Source organism: Actinophytocola xinjiangensis (assembly GCF_001921215.1).
In the GTDB taxonomy this organism is placed as follows: Bacteria; Actinomycetota; Actinomycetes; order Mycobacteriales; family Pseudonocardiaceae; genus Actinophytocola; species Actinophytocola xinjiangensis.
Window position 1 is genome coordinate 78523 of record NZ_MSIF01000006.1, and the last position, 22966, is coordinate 101488.

The window sequence follows — 22966 nt, forward strand, 5'->3', positions numbered from 1 at the left end:
TGTGCGTCAGTCGCGCGGGTGCCAGCCCTCGGTGTCGATCCTCAGGTCGGCCGGGAAGGCGGTGGCGACGCTCTCCCAGGGCACGTACTTGAAGTTCGTGCCCTCGCGGACCTCACCGTTCTCGTCAACCTCGTGTGGTGTGTTGTCGCCGTCCTGCACGAGCATCACTCCCTTGCGGAACTGGGCGACCGGCACGTTGGTGACGAAGAAGCTGTCGGTGTTCTGGGTGCCGTCGACAGCGGGCCCGTCACCGATCCGGAACTGGCCGAGATGCCGGTTGCCCGGCACCCGGTCGTAGACGGCGTAGGTGCTGTCGCCCTGACTGGACGCGATCAGGTACCCCTTGCGGTCGGCCCGGTGGTAGATCGACAGGCCCTCCACGTCGGCGCTCAGGTGCGTGCCGCCGTAACCGGGGTCCGGCCCCGCGACGCACTCGTCGGCCACCGGGTCGTAGGTGCCGGGCACACCGAACTCCCTGACCTTGTCGATCAGGACCGGCGCGAACGACCGCAGGTCCGCGTTGGCACGCCAGATGCCCACGCCTTCCTGGGAGATGTAGACCAGTCCGCGTTCCTCGTCGACGACCATGCCCTCAGCGTGCGGTTCCTCGCCGGGATCGGTGCACGGGGTCCACGAGGTGCCGTCCGGCAGCGTGAAGGAGTCGGGCAGCGCCGCGCGGCGCACGAGCCGGTAGCCGACCGTGCCGTCGCTGTTCGGGGTGAGCCGGAACAGGGCCAGGTCCGTGCGGTCGGAGCGGGTGACGATGACGTACACGGTGCCACTGTCGGACTTCCACGTGGTCAGGCCGTAGGCGGTGTTCTGCTCGTTCACCTCGTCCTGGTTGGCGGAGAACAGGTACGGAGCGTCGGACGCGGTGATGTCGGTGACCGGGTCGTCACGGTTCTCCGCCGCGTCCTCGTCGATCCTGAAGATGTGCAGCTTGTCGAGTCCCCGGTCGCTCACCACGGCGATGTCCTCGTCGTGGTCGTCGATCGGCACGTCGTAGAGCACGTCGAGGTTGTTGAGCCTGCCGCCCTCGTCACCGGGCCGCGGCGGTGGGGCAGGCTCGACGTGCTGCACGACGGCGCCGTGCATGTCGAACACGGTCATGCCCGCCTCTTTCTCGGCGCCGAGAACGAGGCTGTCGTCGGTGTCGTCGGGGTGGATCCACACCTCCGGGTCGTCGGAGTCGACATTGCCGCCCGCGTCGTCGTTGAACGTGGCCGGTGTCTCCACGGTGGGGACGGCGGTCGGCAGCGTGGCGCCGCCGGCCACCGGTCCTAAGTGGACAACCAGCGCGGGCAGTGTGACGGCGAGAGCCGCCGAGAACATCCTGACTTCTTTGCGCATGACAGTAGAGCGCTCCAATCTTTGTCGTGAAACAATTCTGGAACTTCTGGGTGTACTGGAAACGAACCGCTTCCTACGGGTTCGTGGCGCTCATGTGGATGGTGTAGAGCGAGGCGCGGTAGAGGTCCCTGCCGTACTCCACCGGCCTGCCGGAGGTGTCGTGCGCGGTGCGTTCGACGGTGAGCAGCGTCGCGTCCCGCTCCTCGTCGAGCAGACTCGCCTCGGCGGCCGTCGCCTTGCGCGCGCCGACCAGCTGGTCGATCGACCGTACCGCGCTCCCGAGATCGCGCAGGATCTGGTACAGCCCACGGTCGGCGAGTTCGTCCTCGGTGACGCCGAGGTCGGCTCGCAGGTAGTTGCGCAGGATGGCGAGCGGCTCCCCGTCGGCAAACCGGAGCCTGCGGATCGACAGGACGTCGGCCCCCATCGGCACGGCCAGCGCGTCGGCCACCTCGGCCGCCGCGGGCACCACCTCGTAGGACAGCACCCGCGTGCTCGGCTTCCGCCCGGACCGCTCAAGGTCCTCGTAGAGACTGGTCAGCTGGGTCATCCTGCGCACCCTGGTGCTGACCACCGTCGTGCCGATCCCCCGTTTGCGGCTGAGCAGCCCCTGGTCCACGAGGAGCTGCATGGCCTGGCGCACCGTCGGCCGGGACAGGCCAAGCTGCGCGGCCACCTCCATCTCGTTGTCCAGCCGGTGCCCCGGCTCGAGCCTGCCGGACTCGATGAGCTCACGGATCCGTGCGGCCATCTGGAAGTACAACGGGACCGGGCTCATCCGGTCGATCTTCACCAAGTCGCTGAGCGCGGTCACCAGGGCCTCCCGTGCCCGGCAACGGTTGCCGGGCGGCTGTCCGAAATCTAGTGCAGTTGTGCGAACGTCCTGACAAGCACGGGTTCAGTGGCCCCGTTTCTGCATCGCGTCGGACAACGTCGCCGCGCTTTCGGCGAGCCGCAGGCCGACGATGTCCAGGCGTCTGAGCAGTTCGCGACGCTTGAGCATCTCGCTGGACAGCTCCCCGTCGAACAACGCGGCGACCGAGTTCTGATAGTGCTGTCGTACGCGGGCGGCGCACTTGCGTGCCGCCAGAACACTGTCGATCACCGCGCCGGGCGCGGGGATGAGCTGGTCCATTCCCCGGCGCAGATGGGTGAGCCCGTCGGCGACGGCGAGCACGGCCTCGGTGTCGGCCGGGTCGGGCGTCGCCTGGTAGAGGTCGTTCTCCCGCACGAAGTCGCGCACGTTGTCGAGCACGTCGTCGACCGACCGGGACAGCCGGTAGAGGTCCTCGCGGTCGATCGGCGTGGTCAGCGCCGAGGAGATCTCCGAGATCAGGCGCACCCGCAGCGCGTCACCGGCGTGCTCGGCCTCGACCATGCCCGCGCGGGCCTGTGCGGGCGCCAACTCACCCGCCGTCATCCGCGCCGCGAGCCGGACGCCGTGCACCGTCGCGTCCAGCTGTTCGGCCAGCACCTCGACCGCACGCCGCTGCGCCCGCCCGGTCAGGTCGGCGAACATCCGCCGCACTCCCGTCACGCCACGCCGTTCCACAGCATCACCCCTTCCAGACCGAGCCCCACGAGGAACCCGGCGCCGAAACCCGCGGGCAGCGTGACCACCCACGCGACGAACATCGGCACGCTGAACTGCCAGCGAACGCGCGTGCGGCCCTGTGTCAGCGCCGCACCGACCAGGCCGCCCGCGGTGGACTGCGTCATGCTCACTGGCATCCCGAACATGCTCGAACCCAGCACGGCGACCGAGGAGGCCACCTCGGCGGACACCACGTGCCACGGCCGGGCGGCCACCAGCGCGGTGGTGGCGCCGCGGCCGATCCGGCGCAGGCTCACGACCGAACCCACGGTGAACACGACCCCGATCGCGAGCGAGATCCATCCGATCGGCACCGCAGCCGCGTACCCGAGCGCGGTGGTCGTCGCGGTCATGGCGACCGCCACGACCGCGAACATCTTCTGACCGTCGTTGGCCGCGTAGGCCAGGCACTGTCCGGTGAACGCGAGCACCTGCGCCACCCGCACCCGCGCGGGCATCGACGCGGTGCCGGGTATCCGGCGTGCGGCGAGGCCGAGCAGGTACCCGACGAGCACCCCGCAGAACGGCGCGGCGACCCCGACGGCCAGCACGACCGCGAGCTGGCGCCACGCGGGTGTCGCACCGAGTCCCAGTGCCGCACCGGACAGCGCCCCGAGCAACGCCAGGGTGATGCTGGTCGGGATGCCCCGTGCGGTCAGGTGCAGCACGAGTCCGGTCGCCGCGCCCACTCCCGCCAGGAACACCAGGTCAGCGTGTCCCTCCGGGTCGGCGAACAGCCGGTCGGTGAACGTCCTCGCGACCGCGAGACCGAACAGCATCGGCGCGGCGGCCACAGCGGCCCCGAGCACCAGGAGCACCGCGACGCGCGCCCTGGCACGGTGCGCGACGGCGACGACGAGCAGCGCGCCGCCGTCGTTGGCCCCGCACAGGAACACGAACGCGGTGGCAACGCAGAGCAGGCTCACCGGCAGCAACACCAGACCACCCGCCTTCCGTCGCATATGTCAGGACAAAGTATGTCAGAGGGAAGTTCTACCAGCACAGTCGCTCCAGAGGAAGCCCCCGATCTCCACTTTCACGACAGTATGTCTTGACATATGCGACGCCGGTGGGCAATCGTTCAGCCCCGAGGCCCGCCGGTGAGCCGGGCCACAGGTCATGACGGCACACAGCCCCCCGGCGATCAGCCGGACATGCGCAGGAGGTCCCATGCCCAGGTCGTCCATCCCGGTCCACAGAAGGTGGTTGACCGCGTTCGCCGGGCTCGCGCTCGCGGTCGCGGCGTGCGCGCCGGGCCCCGCCGAGACAGGCGCCGGAGCCGAGAGCGCCGCGCTGCCCGCACCGGTCATCGACCGCGACATCGACCTCGACAAGTTGGTCGCCGCGGCCAAGAAGGAAGGGTCGGTGACCGTCTACGACTCCTCCGGCGACATCGTGGAGGTGGCCAAGGCGTTCACCGACAAGTACGGGATCCCGGCGACGGGCGTGAAATCCGACGTCGGCGAGACCCAGGAGAAGCTGACCCGCGAATACCAGTCCGGCAACACCACCATCGACATGGCGCTCTACGAGAGTGGTCCGTCCCTGGTCGGCGAACTGCTCCCGCAGAAGGTCGTCTACACCTACCTCCCCGGCGACCTGATCGATGACGTCCCCGACGCGAACCGCAATCCGCTGACCGTGTTGTCGAAGGCGATGGTGTGGGTCTACAACCCCTCGGTCTTCCCGGAAGGCTGCCCGGTCGACAACATCTGGGACGTCACCACGCCGGAGTGGAGCGGCAAGACGCTCATGCAGGACCCGCTGGGCAAGCCGTACCTCATCGAGTGGTTCAACCAGATGGCGAGCGGCTACGACAAGCAGTTGCGTGCGGAGTACGAGGAGAACTTCGGCAAGCCGCTGGACACCTCCGCCGAGTCCGCCGCCCACGAGTGGGTGGCCGGGTTCGCCGGGAACAGCCCCGTGCTCACCAGCGCCGACGACGACGTCTCCGCCGCGGTCGCCGCACCCAACCAGACCGAGCCACGGCTGGGCTTCCTGTCCATCGCGAAGTTCCGCGACGTGAAGAACAAGGGCTACAAGATGGCGGTCTGCGACGACATGGCGCCGTTCGTCGGCTTCCAGTACCCCAAGTTCGGGGCGATCGCGACCCGCGCGGCACACCCCAACGCCGCCAAGCTCTTCATGCACTTCGTGCTGACCGAGGAAGGCATCTCCCCCGAGATGCACGCGGGCGGCATCTCCGGCAACTCGGCGGTGCCCGTGTCGAAGAACAACCCCCCGGGGCTCGACGACTGGGACGCGCAGCTCGTGTCGTTCGACCGCACCGAGTTGCTGAGCGACTTCCGCAACATCGAGCCGATGCAGGACCACTGGCGGCTGAGCAAGGGCTGACGGCCCTCAGCACGGCGAGAAAGGCCGGCCATGACCCGGACACTCCGCGGCACCGAGGTGGATCCGCCTCCTGAGAAACCACCCGCACGCACCGGGCGCGGGGCGCGACTGCGCTACCGGCTCGGTGTCGCCCGGCGCGAACCGACGCTGTTCCTCGGCATCGGACTCGTGCTCGTGTTGCTGTACCTGGTGATCGCCCCACTGGTGTCGATCATCTCGGACGGTTTCGCCGTCCACTTCGGCGACGACTTCAAGGCAGGGCAACCGGTGGGCGCGCTCACCGGCTACTACCTGTGGCGGGTCTTCCGCTCGCCGGTGAGCACCGAGTTGTTCTGGCAGCCACTGGTCAACACACTCATCGTCGCGGTCGGCGTGACGGCCGTGGCGCTCGTGCTCGGTGGCTTCGCGGCGTTCCTGCTGACCCGAACGGACGTCAAGGGGCGCAAGGCACTCGCGAACGCGTTGGTCGTGCCGTACATGCTGCCGTCGTGGACGTTCGCGCTGGCCTGGCTCGCGTTGTTCAAGAACGGGCGATCCGGCGGCCAGGTCGGGCTGCTGCAGGCGTGGGGTGTCAACACCCCGGACTGGCTGGCCTACGGCGCGGTACCGATCGTCATCTGCCTGGGGTTGCACTACTTCCCGTTCGTCCTGTTGTTGTTCGGCAACGCACTGCGCAGACTGGACGCGCAACTGGAGGACTCGGCGCGCATCCTCGGCGCGTCCCGGGGAACCGTGCTGCGCAGGATCACACTGCCGCTGATGTTGCCGTCGCTGTCGTCGTCGACGCTGCTCGTGTTCGGGCGCATCCTCGGCACGTTCGGCACGCCCTACATCCTCGGCCTGCCGGTCGACTTCAACCTGCTGTCCACCTCCCTGTTCTCCGCCGTGCGCAGCGGGCAGCAGGGCGTCACGGCGGTCCTCGCCACCGTGATCGTGATGATCGGCGTCGCGATGGTCCTGTTCGACGCCCGGTTGGTGCGCCAGACCCGCAGGTTCGTCACCGTCGGCGCGAAGGGCGCGATGGAACGCACCATCGCGCTCGGCCGCTGGGCCGGGCTCGCCGCCACCGGCGCGTGGACGCTGTTCGCGCTCTCGGTCGTGGTGCCGGTGGCGACGCTCGCCCTGACGACGGTCACCATCACACCCGGGGTGTTCAGCGCGGACAACTTCACCCTCGCGTTCTGGACCGCCGAACACCTCCCCGGCGCACCCGGCTTCCCGCACGGGGTCCTGCGCGGCACCGAACTGTGGTCGGCGGCGTGGAACAGCGTGCGTATCGTCGGCATGGCCGCGCTGATCTGCGGCCTCGCGGGGTTGTTGATCGGCTACGTCGTGGTGCGGGCCGACCGGTCCCCGATCGCGAAAGTGCTGCGGCAGGTCAGCTTCCTGCCGTACCTGGTGCCGGGCATCGCGTTCGCGGCGGCGTTCCTGTCGCTGTTCGCCGTGCAGCGCGGGCCGATCCCCGCCCTGTACGGATCGATCGCCCTGCTCGTGGTGACACTGGCGGTGACGCACCTGCCGTACTCGTCCCGGTCCGGGATCAGTGCCATGACCCAGCTCGGCCGGGAACCGGAAGAGGCCGCGCAGATGGCGGGCGCGCGGTGGCTGACCCGCATCCGGCGTGTCGTCGTGCCGATCCAGCGCGGGCCGCTGATCACCGGGATCGTCCTGCCCTTCGTGTCGGGCATCAAGGAACTGAGCATCGTCATCATGCTCACCACCGGCGGCACCCAGCTGCTCACCACGTTGTCGATCAACCTGGTCGACTACGCCTACGCGCAGATGGCCAACGCCGTGATCCTCATCATCGCGGTGCTCAGCTTCACCATCACCTACCTGACCCAGCGGCTCACCCGGACCAGCCTCGCGTCCGGCCTCGGAGGTTGACGACACGATGGCATCCACGGCACCCACCATCTCGCTCAAGGGCGTCACCAAGAGCTACGGCACCGGACCACTCGCCGTGGACAACCTCGACCTCGTCATGCCCGCCCGGTCGTTCACGTGCCTGCTCGGCCCGTCCGGCTGCGGCAAGACGACGACGCTGCGGATGATCGCCGGGCTGGAGAACCTCACTGACGGCACCATCACCATCGGCGACCGGATCGTGGACTCGGTGCCGGACGGGGTGTTCGTGCCGCCCGAGAAACGCGGCATGGGCCTGGTGTTCCAGAACTACGCGCTGTGGCCGCACCTCACGGTCCGCGCCAACGTCGAGTTCGGACTCCGGATCCGCAAGGTGGCCGCGGCGGAACGCAGGAAGGTGGTCGACGACGCGCTCGCGACGATGCAGATCGGCTGGGCCGCCGACCGGTACCCGTCGCAGTTGTCCGGCGGGCAGCAGCAACGCGTTTCGCTGGCCAGGATGCTCGCCGTCAAACCCGAGGTGCTGCTCCTCGACGAACCACTGTCCAATCTGGACGCACGGCTGCGGCTGGAGATGCGGGCGGAGCTCAAACGGCTGCACGAGGAGACCGGCCACACCGTCGTCTTCGTGACGCACGACCAACTGGAGGCGATGACCATGGCCACGCACGTGGCGGTCATGAAAGACGGTGTGCTGCAACAACTCGCGGCGCCACTGGAGGTGTACCACCGACCCGCCAACACGTTCGTCGCGGAATTCGTCGGCAGTCCGCCCATGAACCTGATCGACACGACGACCGCGATCGGTGCACAGGCGTGCGCATACCTGCGGCCGGCCGGTGATGTCGCGACCGTCGGCGTCCGGCCGGAACACGTCCGCGTTGTCACCGGACCGGCGCCGGACGACGCGTTCACGTTCGACGCGACCGTAAAGGCGGTACTGCCGACCGGCTCGTCCTGGACGGTGTCGGTGCTCACCGGTGACACCGAGATCTACCTGGTGTCGACCGAACCAGTCGCGGCACGCGGCGGGGAGACACTGCGCTGTGCCGTCGCGGCGGGCAGCCTGCACACCTTCGGCAAGGACGGCGCGCGGCTCGCCGGGGACAACGCCATGGAGACCGAATGGGCGCGCTGACCCCGCCGCGCGCGCTGCTGCTCGACTTCGGCGGCGTCGTCGTGACCACGACCGGGAAGCCCGACTGGCCGGACCGGCTCGCGCTCGAGATCACCGCGCGCCTGAACCTGGTCCCCGGCAACGAACTGTCGACCACCCAGGTCGCGACCGACATCCGCAACGGCGCCGAGGCCGACGCACGCTGGAAGGACGCGATGTCCCGGCCCGCCGAGCCGAGGGAGCTGACACACCGCGAGTTCTGGGCCGACTTCGTGGCCGCGGACTGGCCTGCCTCGGCGCGTGCATGGGTCACCGCGGAGGCCACGGCGCTGTGCCGGCGGATGGGCGAACTGCGCCAGCACCGGGAGTTCCGCCCCGGCCTCGTGTCGCTGCTCGACGCCGCCCACCAGCGCGACGTGCCCGTCGGCGTGGTCAGCAACGCGCTCAGCGGCACGGTGCACCGCGACCACATCGACCGGGGTGGGCTCGGCGACCGCTTCGCCGTGCAGGTCTACAGCGACGAAGTCGGCATCCGCAAACCCAACCCGCGCATCATCGACCTGGCCGCGACGGCGCTCGGCGTGCCGACGAGCGCCGTCTGGTACGTCGGCGACAACTACGACCGCGACGTGTTGTGCGCACGGCGCGCGGGTGCGGGCGCGGCGATCCTGATCGAGGACAAGAGCACGTTCTGTCCGCCGTACCCGCCGCAAGTGGCACCCGACGCACAACTGCCAAACCTGACCGAGCTGTGCCGCCTGCTCGCCGACGCCTGCGGAGGACGACCGTGACCGAACTCGACGATCTCGCACGCCGCCTGGCCGACGTCGGGGTCGCGGCCGCCACCGCGGTGGCGGAACCGTTGCGCGAAGCGTTCCGCACGGGCGTCACCGTGGACTACAAGCGCGACCACCACGACCCGGTGACCGTCCACGACAGACGGGCCGAGGAACAGATCCGCGAACACCTGACCACCGCGGTGCCGGACAGCGTCGTCGTCGGTGAGGAGACCGGCGCGTCGGGCGCGGGGCGGGTCCGCTGGTATGTCGACCCGATCGACGGCACCGCGAACTTCGCCGCCGGACTCGCGTTCTTCTGCACGTCGATCGGCGCGGTCGTCGACGACGTGATCGTCGCGGGCGCGATCGTCGACCCCGTCGGCGGCACCGTGTTCCGCGCCGACACCACCTCGTCGACGTGTAACGGCCAACCGTTGCGCGCGGCCGGGGTCACCGACGAGGAACGCGCGTTGCTGATCACCGGCTACCCGAACGCCCGCGACATCGCCCGCGACGGCGAGCAGGGACTCGCGCGCTATGCCGAGCTGGTGACGAGCTTCGCCACGGTGCGCAGACCCGGCAGTTCGGCCCTTTCGATCGCGCACGTGGCCGCGGGCTGGGCCGACGCCGCGCTCGGCACTTCCGTAAGCGCATGGGACATCTGCGCCGCACAGCTCATCCTCACCGGGGCCGGTGGCGTGTACGTCCCGTTCGGCGGGGACGGCGGCTGGGACCAGCCGGCCTACCTCGCGCACAGCCGAGACCTGAAGCCGATGGCGCTAAGCCGTTTCGTCGAGCGGCACCAGGGCGGTACCGCGTGACCGGCTCGGCGTTCGACTGGCTGGTCACCGATCTCGACGGGACGCTGGTCGACCGGCAGATGCGCATCGTGCCGCGCAACGCCAGGGCGCTGGCCAGGTTCCGCGAGGCGGGAGGCACGGTGGTGATCGCGACCGGCCGCAACGAGGAGTCCGCGGGCCGTTACCACGCCGAACTCGGCCTTGACACGCCGATGATCCTCTACAACGGCGCCCGCGTCGTCGCCCCGGCCACCGGCGAACGCCTGCTCGACCTGGACCTGGGCGACACGTGGCCGTTGCTCGCCGGGTCGGTGATCCCGGCGCTGCCCGCCGGCGTCGGTGCCGTCGGGTTCAGCGGCCACGCGGCCTACGTGCTGCGCGACGCCCCAGCACTGGTGGACTACGCACGCCGCGACGGCATCGCACTGTCCGACGCACCCGTGTCGGGCCCGGTCACCAAGATCATGTTGATCACACCGACCCCGGGGATGGACAGCCTGACCGACCTGGTCCGGGTCCAGGCCCCGGACGTTCGGCTACTGCAGTCGGAGAGCACCTACCTCGAGGTGCTGCCACGGCACGCTGGCAAGGGCGCCGCGCTGCGCTTTCTGGCCGCACGCAACGGGATTCCCCTGCACCGCGTGGCCGCCATCGGTGACAACCCGAACGACCTCGACATGCTCCTGGCCGCGGGCCTCGGCGCCGCCGTCGGCGACGGCCACCCGTCGGTCCGCGACAGTGCGGACATGGTCATGTCCCCCTGCGCGGACGGCGCGGTCGCGGACCTGGTCGACCACATGCTCGCCGGCACGTGAACTCGGTACGCCTGTCGAGGCCGGGTATGCGGTGCGCGCCAGTCGGTACGGGGCGAGACGCGTCTACGAACCCGGCCTTCTCGGTCCTGCCGCTGAACTCGATGCCGCCACAGCGGCAGTAACGCGCTCCCCTGCTCTGCTGGCCGGGCATCCGCCGACCACACAACCCGCAGTGCAGCAAACCCCGCAGCACATACCGGTGCCGGGTGCGACGCCGCTCGCGAGTGTTCCGGCCCGCGCCCTTTCGCGGCCATGACCTGCTGAACCCGTTCGAACATGTCAGTGTCGATCAACGGCTCGTGCACCACGTCACCAGACCAGACCCACACCGCAGCGTCGTTGTGACGCATCCTGCTCACATGGCCCAGCGCCACATCATCGACATCGACATCGACATCGACATCGATGAGGACCTCATCCTTACGTTGCTTGTTCCACACCTGCCGACCGGTACAGCGGGGATTGACCAGCATGGTGCGAACCGCGCCCTTGGACCACGCAACACCCCTCCGATGCGGGTTCCGTCGCCGATCATGAGCCAACGGCGAAGGAACATCGTCACGGGTAAGCGCCTCAGCGATCGCGAAAATGCCCCGCCCGGACACGTACTCCCTCCACGCTGGTCTGCGCGGCCATCGCCGAGCGAACCCGGATCTTGATCCTGTTCCTCTCCCCCTTGCACATGCCACCAAAGACCGACATGACCAGATCGTGCGCCTCGGACTCGGGATCCACGGCACCACCGGACGGTTGCCGGCCGCCGGACCGTGGTAATCCGGGAGCGGTGCCGGACGGGGAGGCCGTGGTGACCATTCGGGTTCTGCTGGTCGATGACCACTAGGTCGTGCGCCGGGGCATCTCCGACCTGCTGGGGCACGAGACAGACCTCGAGGTCGTCGGCGAGGCCGCCTCGGTGGCCGAGGCGTTGGTCCGCGCACCGCAGGTGGAGCCCGACGTGGCGGTCCTGGACGTACGGATGCCCGACGGCTCGGGCATCGAGCTGTGCCGGGAGCTGCGCTCCCGCATGCCCCACCTGAACTGCCTGATGCTCACCTCCTACGCCGACGACGACGCCCTCTTCGGGGCGATCCTGGCCGGCGCGTCCGGCTTCGTGCTCAAACAGATACTCGGGATGGACCTGGTCAACGCCGTCCGAGTGGTCGGCTCCGGCGGCTCGCTGCTCGACCCGAAACCACCGCCTCGCTGATGAACCGCATCCGACGTGAACGCGAGACGCGCGACCCACTGGCGGTACTCACCGAGCAGGAACGGGCAGTGTTCGACCTCATCGGACAGGGAATGACCAACCGCAAGATCGGTGAGCAACTCTTCCTGGCCGAGAAGACCGTGAAGAACTACGTCTCCCGCCTGCTCAACAAGCTGGGTATGCAACGCCGCACCCAGGCCGCCGTGCTCGCCGCCGAACTCCGCGCCAAGAAAGGTGACGGTTGAACCCGCCCAGGCATCTGTGATGGGACAAGGTCCCGGCCTCACCGGGCCCAACGACCGTGTCCGGCGCGGTCACGGACGAGAAGGATGGGACACGGCGGCGAGCGTCGCACCCGTGCAGGCAGCGGACGAACAACGACCACGGAGTGAGCGAGATGGCCTGTCAGGAGAACGGAATCGTGGTCGGCGTGGACGGTTCCTCGGCCAGCATCGCCGCCCTGCGATGGGCGATCGCCCGCGCGAGGGTTGAGCGGTGTCCGGTCACGGCCGTCGAAGTACGTTCCCCGGAGCACTACCTGCCGGGCACCTCCTACATGCTGGCGCCCTATGGCACCGCTCCCCCGGCTCAGCGGCGTACGCGTCGACTCGACGCGACCGTCGCCGCGGTGACCGCGACCGAGCCCGGGAGTCCAGCAGTCACCCAGATCGACGTCGAGGGTGCGCCGGAGATCGAGCTGGTCCGGATCGCCAGCAACGGAACCATGCTCGTTCTGGGCCACAACCCGCACGGCCGCCTCGTCGAGGCCTTGCTCGGACGGGTCGCCAGCGGATGTCTGCGCCGGGCCACCCGGCCCGTCGTCCTGGTGCCGGTCGACCAGTCCGTTCACGAGTCCTGTTGACCGTCTCATCGACGTTGCTCCGGCTGCCGTGGTGCGACGCCACGCGGTCATCCGGGGGCATGCGGCCTGGCCCGACCGCGCAGCGGGCCCGCACGCAGTGACAGGAACGCCAGGCCGCCCACCGGGGTGGGCAACCAGAAGTTCACCAGGCGCCACGTGAGTACGGTGAGGATCGCCTCGCCGTGGGGTGTTCCCGCGCCTGGTGTCAACGGAATCGCACCGGCGATGTTGGCCAGACCGTAGGCGGCGAACACCCGGTCGGGGGCGATCAGATGGTCGAACGCGGCGACCAACACCCACACGCGGCGGCATCGAACAGCCAGTTGAGCGCCGCCCAGGTCATCGCCCCGGCGAGAGTCCGCCGGTTCTCGCTCAGCCTCCGCAACTGCTCGGCGAACCGACGGACCTGGGCCACCGCCCGTTCCGCGTCGAGCCGAGAGACCCTGACTGCCAGCGCCCGCACCCGCGACGCGGTCCACCGCTGCTCTCGATGCAATGCGAACACCACCGCCCCCGCCACCAAGAGCATGACCAGCCCGGCGGTTGCGGCGACGGTGAACCCGGGCCCACGCCACCTTAGGAGACCAGCGCCGCCGCCTCCGGGACCACCACCAACAGGAACACCGGCAGCCACACCTGGCCCACCAGACCCACCGAGCGCCTGATCCCGCTCAGTTGTTGCACGATCACGTACTCGATGGCGGGCGCCAGAACGACGACGTTCGCCCCACGGGTCAGCCCGCGCGGACGTCGGCCGGCGGTTGTCACGGAACCAGGACAGCCGCGCCGTGGACCCTGTCGGCCGCCAGGTCGGCCAGCGCACGGTCGGCTTCGGCGAGCGGATACGGCGTGGTCGCGACCGTCAGCCGATGTCTCTGGGCGAAAGCGAGGAACTCCCGACCGTCCACCCTCGTGTTCGCAGTGACGCTACGTAGCTGACGTTCGTAGAACAGCTCCCGTTCGTAGTTCAGCGGCGGGACGTCGGTCAGGTGGATGCCCGCGACGGCGAGCGTGCCGCCCCGGTCGAGTGCGGCGAGGGCCGGCGGCACCAGGTCACCGACCGGTGCGAACAGGATCGCCGAGTCCAGGGACTCCGGCGGTTCGTCGGCCGCACCCCCGGCGGAGGCGGCTCCCAGGTCGATGGCCAGCGTGCGGGCGCGTTCGTCGCGCGTCAGGACGTGCACGACGGCGCCGCGCGCCAACGCGACCTGCATGGCCAGGTGCGCGCTCGCCCCGAAACCGTAGATGCCCAGACGCCCCCCGGCGGGCAGGTCCGCCCGCGCCAGCGCCCGGTACCCGATGATGCCCGCGCACAGCAACGGCGCCAGCTCAACGTCGGTGTAGCCGGACGGTAGCTGGTAGGCGTAGGCGGCGGGCACCGTCGTGTACTCGGCGTAGCCTCCGTCGGCGTCCCACCCGGTGTAGATCGACCGAGGGCACAGGTTCTCCGCACCCCGGCGGCAGTACCGGCACTCGCCACACGTACCCCGCAACCACGCGATACCCACCCGCTGACCGAGCGCACCACCCGCGACGACCTCACCGACCACCTCATGCCCCGGAACGACCCCGGCCCGGTGCGCCGGCAGGTCCTCGTCGACGACGTGCAGGTCGGTCCGGCACACGCCGCACGCCAGCACCCGGACGAGCAGTTCACCCGGCTCCGGGCCGGCCAGCGGCTCGTCCAGCAAGGTCATCCGTCCCGGCCCGGCCGTACGCCAGACCCGGGTCGTCATCGCGGCGTCACTCGTCGACCTTCACCTCGATCCTCCGGCGGGCCGATGCCCGCGCCCTACCACGGCCACCCTCTCCCACGGGAGCGGCGCCCGCCACACGACGATCCACCCCATGGTCACGCCGCTGAAACCTCAGTCGTCCCGGATCACCGCCATCGGGCACAACGCGTGGTCCAGCAGGTACTGACTGGTCGACCCGAGCAGCAAGCCGCGGAACGCGTCGTGTCGCCGCCGGGTGACGACGACCAGTTGCGCACCGCGCGAGAACCGGGTTCATGCGCGGATCGCGGGCAGGTTCACCCGGTCTGAGCCCCGTGCCAGTCGACCGGACCCGCCCGACTACGACCCCGACACCGGCACGCCACCGTGGATGCTCGGGGCCACCGTCAACCACGAGCCCGACGGCCTTCCGACACCCGGCGCCGACCGTGACGACGTCACCGACCGCGATGACGAGGACGCCGTGGACAGCCCCGTGGTCATCGCCCTCGGTCGCCAGGCGCACCTGCCGGTGACCGTGACCAACACCAGCGACTCCGACGCGACGCTCGCCGGATGGATCGGCCTGGACCACGACGGGGAGCTCACCGACGACGAGCGCCGGACCGCGGTCGTCCCGGCGAGTTCGGGCACGAGCACCGTCACGCTCTCCTTTCCCGAAGCGCAGCGGACAGGCGAAACGTACGCGCGCCTGCGCATCATGCCCACCGTCGACGAGTCGCCCTCCCCGGTCGGCCGCACGACAACGGAACCACCTCCTACATCGAACCGATCCTGTCGTGGTCCGGCCCCCTGGCGCCCGGCGAGACCGTCACGGTGACCTACACCATGACCGTCAACGACCCCGACCAGGGCGACCACGTCCTGCACAACACGGTGCTGGGGCCACCCGAATCCAACTGCGCCCCCACCGACGAGCCGCCGCGGGACTGCCGTACCACCACCCGCGTCCGCCACACCCCACCTCCGCCACCCACGCCCGCAGCCCAGCCCTCTCCCGGGGGGACTGGCGACCACCGGCAGCACACCTCTCGTTCCGCTCGGCATCGCCCTGCTGCTCCTCCTCGCCGGCTCGACGGCGGTGATCGCCGCGCGGCGTGATCGCAGAATCTGACTGGTGGCGCGAGGGGCCGGCCGGCCCTGGGCTTGGTTCGTCCCGGGCGATGCGGTTCACCCACCTGCTCCGCTGTTCTCCTGGCACGCGCGCCCGGTCGGACGCTGGCGATGGCCGGGGTGCGTCGTGCCTGTTCAACGGCTTGTTAGCCTCGTCGCCACGGTTCGCCGCACGGAGGAAGGTGACAGCATGATGACCTCCTACCGCGCGGGCTCAACGATCGTCTCGCCCAGTCTCGTCGGGCGCGCCGCCGAACTGCGTGCGCTGGTGGACGTGCTCGCCGCGCCCCCGGCCGTGGCCGTGGTGGTGGGTGAGGCCGGCATCGGCAAGAGTCGTCTGGTCGCCGAACTCTCCCGTCACCTCACCGGCCGGCAGGTGATCCGCGGCTGGTGTCGCCGGATCCGCGAACCGTTCCCCCTCGGCCCGGTTATCGACGCGGTCCGCTCGCTCGGCGAGGACCTCTCCGGCGCCCGACTGTCCCCGGTGGTCGGCACGCTGCGACCGCTGCTGCCCGAACTCGAGCACCTGCTGCCGCCCCGGCCCGATCCGCTCGACGACCGGGCGGCCGACCGGCACCGCCTCTTCCGTGGCCTGGTCGAGCTGCTGGCGGCGCCCGGCCCGACCGTGCTCGTCATCGAGGACCTGCACTGGGTCGACGAGCTGACCGTCGACTTCCTCAGCTACCTGATCACCGACCCGCCACCCGGCCTGTCGGTGGTACTCACCTACCGCGCCGAGGAGATCGACCCGCAGGTGCGTGCGCTCACCGCCGTCGCGCCCCACAGCGGCGGCCGGATCGCGATCGACCTTGCCCCGCTCGACGCGGACCAGACCGGTGAACTGGCGGCCGCCGTGCTGGGCACCGACGCCGTCTCCGCCGAGTTCGCCGACTACCTCTGCGCGCGGGCCGCCGGCCTGCCCTTCGCCATCGAGGAATTGCTCGCCCTGCTGCGCACCAAGAACCTGCTGGTGCGCTCGCCCAGCGGCTGGGCAAGACGGGAGATCGAGGAACTGAACGTGCCGTTGCGGGTCCGTGACTCGGTGCTCGACCGGCTGGCCGGGCTGGCGCGGGACACCCGCACCGTGATTCAGGCGGCCGCTGTCCTACAGGGACCGGTGCCGGCCTCGGTGCTGGTCGCCACCGCCGGGGTCGCGCCCACCGCGCTCGGCCCGGCCCTGGCATGCGGGCTGCTTACCGAGACAACGGACGCGGCGCCGGCAACCCTGCCGGAAACGGTCGCCTTCCGTCATCCACTCGCCGCCCAGGCGATCTATGAGGACTTGTCTGGTGAGACCCGCCGGGAATTACACAGCCATGCTGCCGCCGCGCTGGACACGCTACGGCCGGTCCCGCTCGGTCAGCTCGCCCACCACCTGCGCCTCGCCGGGCGGACCGGGGAATGGGCCACGGTCGCCGAACGGGCGGCGGTCCAGGCGATCGAGCTCGGCGATGACGCTGAGGCGGCCCGGCTTCTGCGTGAGGTGCTGACCACCGCGCTGCTGGCGTCGGAGCCCAGGGGTCGGGTCGCGGCTCTGTTCGCGCAGGTCGCCTCGGAGGCCTACGTCGGCCCCGAAGCGTTCGACCTGGTCGCGCCAGTGCTCGAGCAGGACATTCCGGTACCGGTCCGCGGTGAGCTGCGCTTCCGTGGTGCCCTGCTGCTCAACCAGTTGAGCCAGGACAGCATCCGGGTCTTCGACCTGTTGATCAGTGCGTCCGAGGACCTTGACCACCGCCCCGACCTCAAGGCCTGGGCCCTGGCCTGCCTCGGCGCCCCGCTCGCACCCGGGCTGCCGCTCGCCGAGCGCGTCGGTCACCTCAGCCAGGCCCGTGCCCTGCTCGACGAGGTCGACGACCGGGTGTTCGAGGTCTTCCTCCTGGGCAAGATCGGCTCGTTCCTCGCGCCGACCGGGCATCCCAGCTGGCGGGACGTGACGGAGCGGATGGTGGCCCGCGCCAGGAGCGCCCCGGCCAGCCGCCGTGAACTCGGCGCCTACAACTCCGCCACCGTCGCGTGCTGCGTTCTCGGCGACCACGCGACGGCCCGCCTTTTACTCGATCAGGCAGGACCGGCGGTGGCCCGCAGCGAGAGCCCGCGGATGGAGTTGCGCTACGAGGCGGCCAGGGTGCTGCACGACTACTGCACCGGTGCGTGGACGGATCTACGGGCCCGGGCGCGGACAGCCTACGACGGGCTGGACCTGGACGTCTGCACCCGCCATGACGTCGAAGCGGTGGTCATCTGCCTGGACGTCGCCCAGGGCGGGCTGAAACCGGGGCGCGGTGGGCTCGGCGCGGCCGCTCGGCGCTGGGCGGGCATCGGCGTCGACCAGAGCGCGATCGTGTTCGGGGCGCTCGCGCGCGCGGCGGTCGCCCGCGACGACACCGAGGGTGCGCTGGCCTGCGTCGATCACCTGCTGGCTGAGGCACGCGCCAGGGACCTGTGGGCCCCGGTGGGGCAGGCGCTGCCGGCGTTGGCCGCCGCGCTGATCCACGCCGGCCGCGCCGCCGAAGCCGACGAACTGGTCGACACGTTCGCTGACAAGGTACGGGGCATGGACGTCCCGTTGGCACCCGCCGCCGTGGGACACGCACGTGGCCTGCTCACCGGGTCGTCGGCTGACCTGCTGGCCGCTGCGGAGTCCTACGGGGCGCTCGCCCACCCGTATCTGGCCGCGCAGGCGCGTGAGTCGGCGGCCGAGGTGTTGCTCACCACTGGCGGTCCTACCACCGCCGGCCCGCACCTGGCCGCGGCGATCTCGACCTACCAGCGGTTGGGCGCCCGCGCCGACGAGAACCGGGCGAGCGGCCTCGCGCGGCGGAACGGGATCTCCGTGCCGGCCCGCCACCGCGGCGGCCAAGGCGGCTACGGTGGCGCGCTCTCGCCCCGCGAACGGGAGGTCGCCGCACTCGCGGCCGGCGGGCGGACCAACAAGGAGATCGCGGCGACGCTGCACGTGTCCACCAAGACCGTCGACAAGCATCTGAGCGCCACCCTGCGCAAGCTCGGCCTGCGTTCCCGGGTCGAACTGGCCCGCCGGAATGGGGAATCTTACCCATAGCGGTTGGCCGCCGGTTCCCGAACACTCACCCCGTGCGCGGATCCGATGTGGACGATCAGGACACCGAGCCCGGGGACACCGAGCCCCAGGACACCAGCGGCCAGCCCGCCGCACCGGCGGACGGGCAGTCGGACGACGACGGTAACGACGTCGGTAACGACCTCGAGGACGGTTGGGTCCAGGTGTGACGCGCACCGTGAGAACAACCGACTCGAAAGGCGAATCCGTGCGCGTACACAGACCTCGACAATGGGTGCCACCCTTACGGAGAGCGGGCCGGCGCCACCGCACCCTGGTGGGCTCGGCGCTGCTGGCAGCGGCGGCCTCGGTGGCGCTGGCGGTGCCCGCGATCGGCCAGCCACCACAGGCGACGGCCGCGCCGGACACCCCGGCCGGCGACCCGCCTGCACCCGTGGCGATCGACGGACTGGCGCCCGGTTCGCACACGGTCACCCTCGTCACCGGAGACCGGTTGCGGCTCGACGGCGCGGGCGGCCGGTTCACCGTCTCGTTCGAACACCTGGCGCCGCGTCCGGCCGGGCAGCAGGCCACCACGGTCACGGTGACCAGCGTCGGCGACACCGTCCACGCCATCCCCGGAGACGTCGCCGACGCGGTGGCCGCCGGGCGGGTGGACAGGCGCCTGTTCGACCTCGGCTACCTCGCCGAGCACGACCTGACCGACGCCGACGCCGCGACCTGGCCACTGATCGTGCGCTACGACCGGAAGCGTGCGTTCTCGACCGCGCGGGCACTGCCCGCCAGCGACGCGACGCTCTCGCTGGAGAGCATCGACGGCGCGGCGCTCAGCGTGCCCCGCACCGGTGCCGACAGGTTCTGGGCCGCCGTGCGCGGCGGCACGCCGACCACCCTGGCGGCCGGCCTCGAGAACGTGTGGCTGGACGCGGACGCCGAACTGTCCCTGGACGTGAGTGTGCCGCTGGTCGGCGCGCCGCGGGCCTGGAAGTCCGGGTTCGACGGCACGGGGGTGACGGTCGCCGTGCTGGACTCCGGCGCCGACCTCGACCACCCCGACCTCGCCGGGCAGATCGCCGAGAGCAAGTCGTTCATCCCCGGCAGGACCGTGACCGACGAACACGGGCACGGCACGCACGTGGCCACCACCATCGCCGGCACCGGGGCGGCGTCCGGCGGCAAGTACCGGGGTGTGGCACCGGGGGCCAAGCTGATGGTCGGGCGGGTCTGCGAACTCACGAGCTGCCCGAACTCGGCGATCCTCGAAGGAATGGAGTGGGCCGCGTCCAGCGGCGCCGACGTGGTGTCGCTGAGCCTGGGCGGTGACCCGTCCGACGGCCTCGACCCGCTCAGCCTCGCGGTCGACCGGCTCACCGCGTCCAGCGGCGCACTGTTCGTCGTCGCCGCCGGCAACACCGGTCCCGGGGCGTCCACCGTCGCCAGCCCCGCGACCGCGACCTCGGCGCTGGCCGTCGCCGCGACCACCAAGGACGACGCGGTCGCCGAGTTCTCCAGCCGGGGCCCGAGGCTGGGCGGTGGGCTCAAGCCCGACCTGGCCGCACCGGGCGTGGGCATCGTCGCCGGGCGTGCCGCCGGTACGTCCATGGGCGCGCCGGTCGACGAGCACTACACCGCCGCGGACGGGACCTCGATGGCGACGCCGCACGTGTCCGGTGCCGCCGCGATCCTCGCCCAGCGGCACCCCGACTGGCCGGCGGAGCGGCTCAAGGCCGGGCTGATGAGCGCCAGCGCGAAGGTCGACGGTTCGGTCTACGAGGTCGGGGCGGGCCGGCTGGACGTGGCGAAGGCCGTCCTCCAGCAGGTGACGACCACGACGCCGTCGGTGGACTTGGGGCAGACGACCTCCGGTCAGGACACGGGAGCGGTCAGCCGCGAGGTTGGCTTCGCCAACCTCGGCGACGCCCCGGTCACCCTGCGGTTGACCAGGGAACTGGGCCGGGTGGGCGGCGAGCCCGTCGCCGCCGACCGCTTCACCGGCGAGGACACGGTGACCGTGCCTCCGGGCGGGTCCGCGACCGCGACCGTCGCCCTCGACCCCGCGGGCCTTGCCGACGGCCACTACTCCGGCGCGGTGACCGCCACCGACGAGGCCAGCGGCGAGACGCTGACCGTCCCGGTCGGGATGGACCGCCAGCCGCCGAGGTACGAGGTGACCATCACTGTGATCGGCTCCGACGGCGAGCCGGTGTGCTGCGCCACCCCGAGCATGATGGCGGTCGACGTTCCGAATGTCACCACCATCCTCCCCCAGCCGACCGGCCAGGGGACGTACCGGGCCTCGGTGCTGGCCGGCACCTACAGCGTGACCAGCTACCTCCACTTCACCGACCCCGTCGACGGCCGACGCACCGTGGCGTTGCTGGTCAGACCGGAGTTCGAGGTCAGCGGGCCGACCACGGTCGAACTCGACGTGCGGGACGCGCGGGAGGTCACGATGCGCACGCCACGACCCAGCGTGCCCTACGGCCAGACCCTCACCACCACCCGCAGCGTCTGGAACGGCCTGATCGGCACGATGACCCAGCTGGGCGGCTACGACTTCGGTCAGTACCGGGTGTTGGCCACGCCGACCGAGCGGGTGCGTAGCGGGTTGTTCGACCTCACCGTCTCCCGGATGCTGGCCAATCCCCAGATCACCATGACGGTCGACGGCCGTGACGGGTTCAGCCTCGATCTGCTGCACCGCGGTTATGCCGACCGGGGTGACCGGGTGTACGGCGACCACTGGCTGCCCTGGGCGGCGACCAACAGGAAGGTCGAGTTGGTCGACGCCGGCTTCGGCACCCCGGACGACCTCTCCGGCAAGGATCTGCGTGGCAAGCTCGCCGTGCTGCGGTGGGGCGACGACCGCCCCGAACTCGACGCCGGGGGACCGAACGGCCGGCCCAACAACGCGATCTGGACCGACCGGGTGCAGGCGCTGCGGGACGCGGGCGCGATCGGCTACCTCGCGGTGTCCAGCCCGCCGGCGGGCTGGGAGGACGACCTCGCGTCCGGCACTCCGGTCAACACCGTCGGTATCGCCCCGAACAGCCCGGACACGATCACCCTGCCCGAGGCGCAGCTGGACCGTGACCAGGGCGGGAAACTGCTGGACATGCTCGCGCGTGGACCCGTGTCGGTTCGGCTGACCGTCGACCCGAACGTCAACTACACCTACCAGCTGTACATGAACCACAGCCAACAGGTGCCGAGGTCGATGGCCCTCACCGTCGGGCAACGCGACCTCGCCCAGGTCGACGCCAGCTACCACGGCGCCGAGCGGTTCGTGTTCCGTTCGCTGCTCGGCGCGTTCACGCCCGGCCAGATGGTCAGCGGCGCCAGCACGCTGCACAGCGTCGGACCGGTCACCCGCACGGACTACTACGGTCCGGTCGACGGCCGGGTCGTGCTCGGTCGCAGCCGGGAGCCCGAGGGCGCGCTCGGGTGGAACGCGTACACCGCCTACCCGAGGGTCGAACGCACCCAGGAGCGCTGGTTCACGCCGGTGACCACCGTCGGCACCAACGACCTCGGCGACGCCTGGGCCGCGCACGACCCACGCGCACCCCGGCCGTGGTATCTGTGCACGATGTGCCGCGAGGGCGACGTGCTGTGGCCGCTGTGGTTCGAGAGCGTGGGATCCAGCTACGTGGGTCCGCCACGCAACGGCGGCACCCGGCTGTACCGGGAGGGTGGCGAGGAGATCGCGCTCACCCCGATCCCGGAGGGCGCCAACGTCCCCGGCTACCGGCTGCCCGAGCAGAGCGGCTGGTACCGGCTCACCCACGAGGCGCCCGGCAAGCGGACGACCTGGCGGTTCCACTCGGCCACGCCAACGGAGGACAACTGGATGCCGGGCGCCCCATGCGTGCAGGACTACCGGGGACAGGACAGCACCTGCGTCCAGGAGCCGGTGATCTTCCTCAGCTACGACCTCGGCCGGTCACTGCGACTGGACAACACGGTCAGCGCTGGCGGGCGACACGAGTTCACCGTGTCCGCCAAGCACGGCACGACTCCCAGCCCCCTGCCGAGGATCGCCGGCATGCGTGTGTGGACCAGCACCGACGACGGCGCGACCTGGCAAGGCGCCGATGTCGACCGTGGCCGGGACGGTGAGTTCACCGTGCGGACGAGCTACCCACGCGGGGCGTCGGCCACCGGCGGGGTGAGCCTCAAGGTCGAGGCCTGGGACAGCGCCGGCAACCGCGTCGAACAGGTTCTCGACCGAGCGTTCGTCCTGGCGGCGAGGTAGTCGACCGGTGGGGGCCGGTGGCACCATCACAGATGTCACCGGCCCTCACTGCCTCGGCATGCGCCGCGCCAGCACGT

19 protein-coding genes and 3 pseudogenes are annotated in these 22966 nt (G+C 70.6%); 13 read left to right on the forward strand and 9 right to left on the reverse strand.

The genetic code is table 11. The annotated features are described in order from the left end of the window. Window positions 1–6: 6 nt before the first annotated feature. The 4 genes from BLA60_RS14955 to BLA60_RS14970 all read right to left on the reverse strand — a co-directional run bounded on the left by BLA60_RS14955 (window position 7) and on the right by BLA60_RS14970 (window position 3906). On the reverse strand, window positions 7–1332 hold the full coding sequence (locus tag BLA60_RS14955) for a phytase (RefSeq protein ID WP_075133480.1): 1326 nt from the start codon (window positions 1330–1332) through the stop codon (window positions 7–9). A gap of 91 nt (window positions 1333–1423) precedes the next feature. Further along, window positions 1424–2164, reverse strand: coding sequence for a GntR family transcriptional regulator (locus BLA60_RS14960; RefSeq protein ID WP_154814359.1), 741 nt, complete (start codon window positions 2162–2164; stop codon window positions 1424–1426). A gap of 84 nt (window positions 2165–2248) precedes the next feature. Then, window positions 2249–2887, reverse strand: coding sequence for a DUF47 domain-containing protein (locus BLA60_RS14965; RefSeq protein ID WP_211288735.1), 639 nt, complete (start codon window positions 2885–2887; stop codon window positions 2249–2251). Next, on the reverse strand, window positions 2884–3906 hold the full coding sequence (locus BLA60_RS14970) for an inorganic phosphate transporter (RefSeq protein WP_084734947.1): 1023 nt from the start codon (window positions 3904–3906) through the stop codon (window positions 2884–2886). The genes BLA60_RS14965 and BLA60_RS14970 overlap by 4 nt, the downstream gene beginning before the upstream one ends. A gap of 208 nt (window positions 3907–4114) precedes the next feature. Between BLA60_RS14970 and BLA60_RS14975 the strand changes: the two genes are divergently transcribed. Genes BLA60_RS14975 through BLA60_RS15000 form a run of 6 tightly spaced genes read left to right on the forward strand, consistent with a single transcriptional unit; the run spans window position 4115 to window position 10676 of the window. After that, window positions 4115–5299, forward strand: coding sequence for an ABC transporter substrate-binding protein (locus BLA60_RS14975; RefSeq protein ID WP_075133482.1), 1185 nt, complete (start codon window positions 4115–4117; stop codon window positions 5297–5299). Window positions 5300–5329: 30 nt separating this feature from the next. Continuing rightward, complete coding sequence (locus tag BLA60_RS14980; RefSeq protein WP_075133483.1) at window positions 5330–7186, forward strand: ABC transporter permease; 1857 nt, start codon at window positions 5330–5332, stop codon at window positions 7184–7186. 7 nt (window positions 7187–7193) lie between these two features. Continuing rightward, on the forward strand, window positions 7194–8303 hold the full coding sequence (locus BLA60_RS14985) for an ABC transporter ATP-binding protein (RefSeq protein WP_075133484.1): 1110 nt from the start codon (window positions 7194–7196) through the stop codon (window positions 8301–8303). Beyond that, complete coding sequence (locus tag BLA60_RS14990) at window positions 8291–9073, forward strand: HAD family hydrolase (RefSeq protein WP_075133485.1); 783 nt, start codon at window positions 8291–8293, stop codon at window positions 9071–9073. The genes BLA60_RS14985 and BLA60_RS14990 overlap by 13 nt, the downstream gene beginning before the upstream one ends. After that, the gene (locus tag BLA60_RS14995) at window positions 9070–9882 is read left to right on the forward strand and encodes an inositol monophosphatase family protein (RefSeq protein WP_075133486.1); all 813 of its coding nucleotides are present in this window, start codon (window positions 9070–9072) and stop codon (window positions 9880–9882) included. Before BLA60_RS14990 ends, BLA60_RS14995 begins: the two co-directional genes overlap by 4 nt. Beyond that, complete coding sequence (locus tag BLA60_RS15000) at window positions 9879–10676, forward strand: HAD-IIB family hydrolase (protein ID WP_075133487.1); 798 nt, start codon at window positions 9879–9881, stop codon at window positions 10674–10676. Before BLA60_RS14995 ends, BLA60_RS15000 begins: the two co-directional genes overlap by 4 nt. Window positions 10677–10984: 308 nt before the next feature. Here the strand turns inward: BLA60_RS15000 and BLA60_RS46540 are convergent. Further along, window positions 10985–11614: pseudogene (locus BLA60_RS46540) on the reverse strand (recombinase family protein); the annotation flags it as partial. On the opposite strand from BLA60_RS46540, the pseudogene BLA60_RS15010 reads away from it, so the two are divergent. Both BLA60_RS15010 and BLA60_RS15015 read left to right on the forward strand, forming a co-directional pair. Further along, a pseudogene (locus BLA60_RS15010) lies at window positions 11521–12128 on the forward strand (response regulator). The pseudogenes BLA60_RS46540 and BLA60_RS15010 overlap by 94 nt on opposite strands. 152 nt (window positions 12129–12280) lie before the next feature. Next, window positions 12281–12745, forward strand: coding sequence for a universal stress protein (locus tag BLA60_RS15015; RefSeq protein WP_075133706.1), 465 nt, complete (start codon window positions 12281–12283; stop codon window positions 12743–12745). A gap of 47 nt (window positions 12746–12792) precedes the next feature. Here the strand turns inward: BLA60_RS15015 and BLA60_RS15020 are convergent, their stop codons facing one another. The 4 genes and pseudogenes from BLA60_RS15020 to BLA60_RS15040 form a co-directional block, all read right to left on the reverse strand. Then, window positions 12793–13047, reverse strand: a complete 255-nt coding sequence (locus BLA60_RS15020) for a lysylphosphatidylglycerol synthase transmembrane domain-containing protein (RefSeq protein WP_075133489.1) — start codon at window positions 13045–13047, stop codon at window positions 12793–12795. A gap of 274 nt (window positions 13048–13321) precedes the next feature. Further along, entirely contained in the window at window positions 13322–13513 is a 192-nt protein-coding gene (locus BLA60_RS15030) for a hypothetical protein (RefSeq protein WP_075133491.1), read from the reverse strand. Continuing rightward, window positions 13510–14481: a zinc-binding alcohol dehydrogenase family protein gene (locus BLA60_RS15035; RefSeq protein ID WP_075133492.1), complete on the reverse strand. Its 972-nt coding sequence runs from the start codon at window positions 14479–14481 to the stop codon at window positions 13510–13512. The genes BLA60_RS15030 and BLA60_RS15035 overlap by 4 nt, the downstream gene beginning before the upstream one ends. Before the next feature lie 132 nt (window positions 14482–14613). Beyond that, a pseudogene (locus BLA60_RS15040) lies at window positions 14614–14733 on the reverse strand (universal stress protein); the annotation flags it as partial. Between the two features lie 118 nt (window positions 14734–14851). Here BLA60_RS15040 and BLA60_RS15045 point away from each other — a divergent pair. From BLA60_RS15045 to BLA60_RS15055, 5 genes are all read left to right on the forward strand, one after another. Next, window positions 14852–15301, forward strand: coding sequence for a GEVED domain-containing protein (locus tag BLA60_RS15045; protein WP_075133493.1), 450 nt, complete (start codon window positions 14852–14854; stop codon window positions 15299–15301). Continuing rightward, a complete protein-coding gene (locus BLA60_RS46625; protein ID WP_483860503.1) occupies window positions 15274–15582 on the forward strand; it encodes a DUF7927 domain-containing protein in 309 nt (102 codons plus the stop codon). The genes BLA60_RS15045 and BLA60_RS46625 overlap by 28 nt, the downstream gene beginning before the upstream one ends. Window positions 15583–15784: 202 nt before the next feature. After that, on the forward strand, window positions 15785–18655 hold the full coding sequence (locus tag BLA60_RS15050) for a helix-turn-helix transcriptional regulator (protein WP_075133494.1): 2871 nt from the start codon (window positions 15785–15787) through the stop codon (window positions 18653–18655). A gap of 32 nt (window positions 18656–18687) precedes the next feature. Beyond that, window positions 18688–18843: a hypothetical protein gene (locus tag BLA60_RS43230; protein WP_154814360.1), complete on the forward strand. Its 156-nt coding sequence runs from the start codon at window positions 18688–18690 to the stop codon at window positions 18841–18843. Window positions 18844–18908: 65 nt separating this feature from the next. Beyond that, window positions 18909–22889, forward strand: a complete 3981-nt coding sequence (locus BLA60_RS15055) for a S8 family serine peptidase (protein WP_162292964.1) — start codon at window positions 18909–18911, stop codon at window positions 22887–22889. The last annotated feature ends 77 nt before the right edge of the window (window positions 22890–22966 follow it).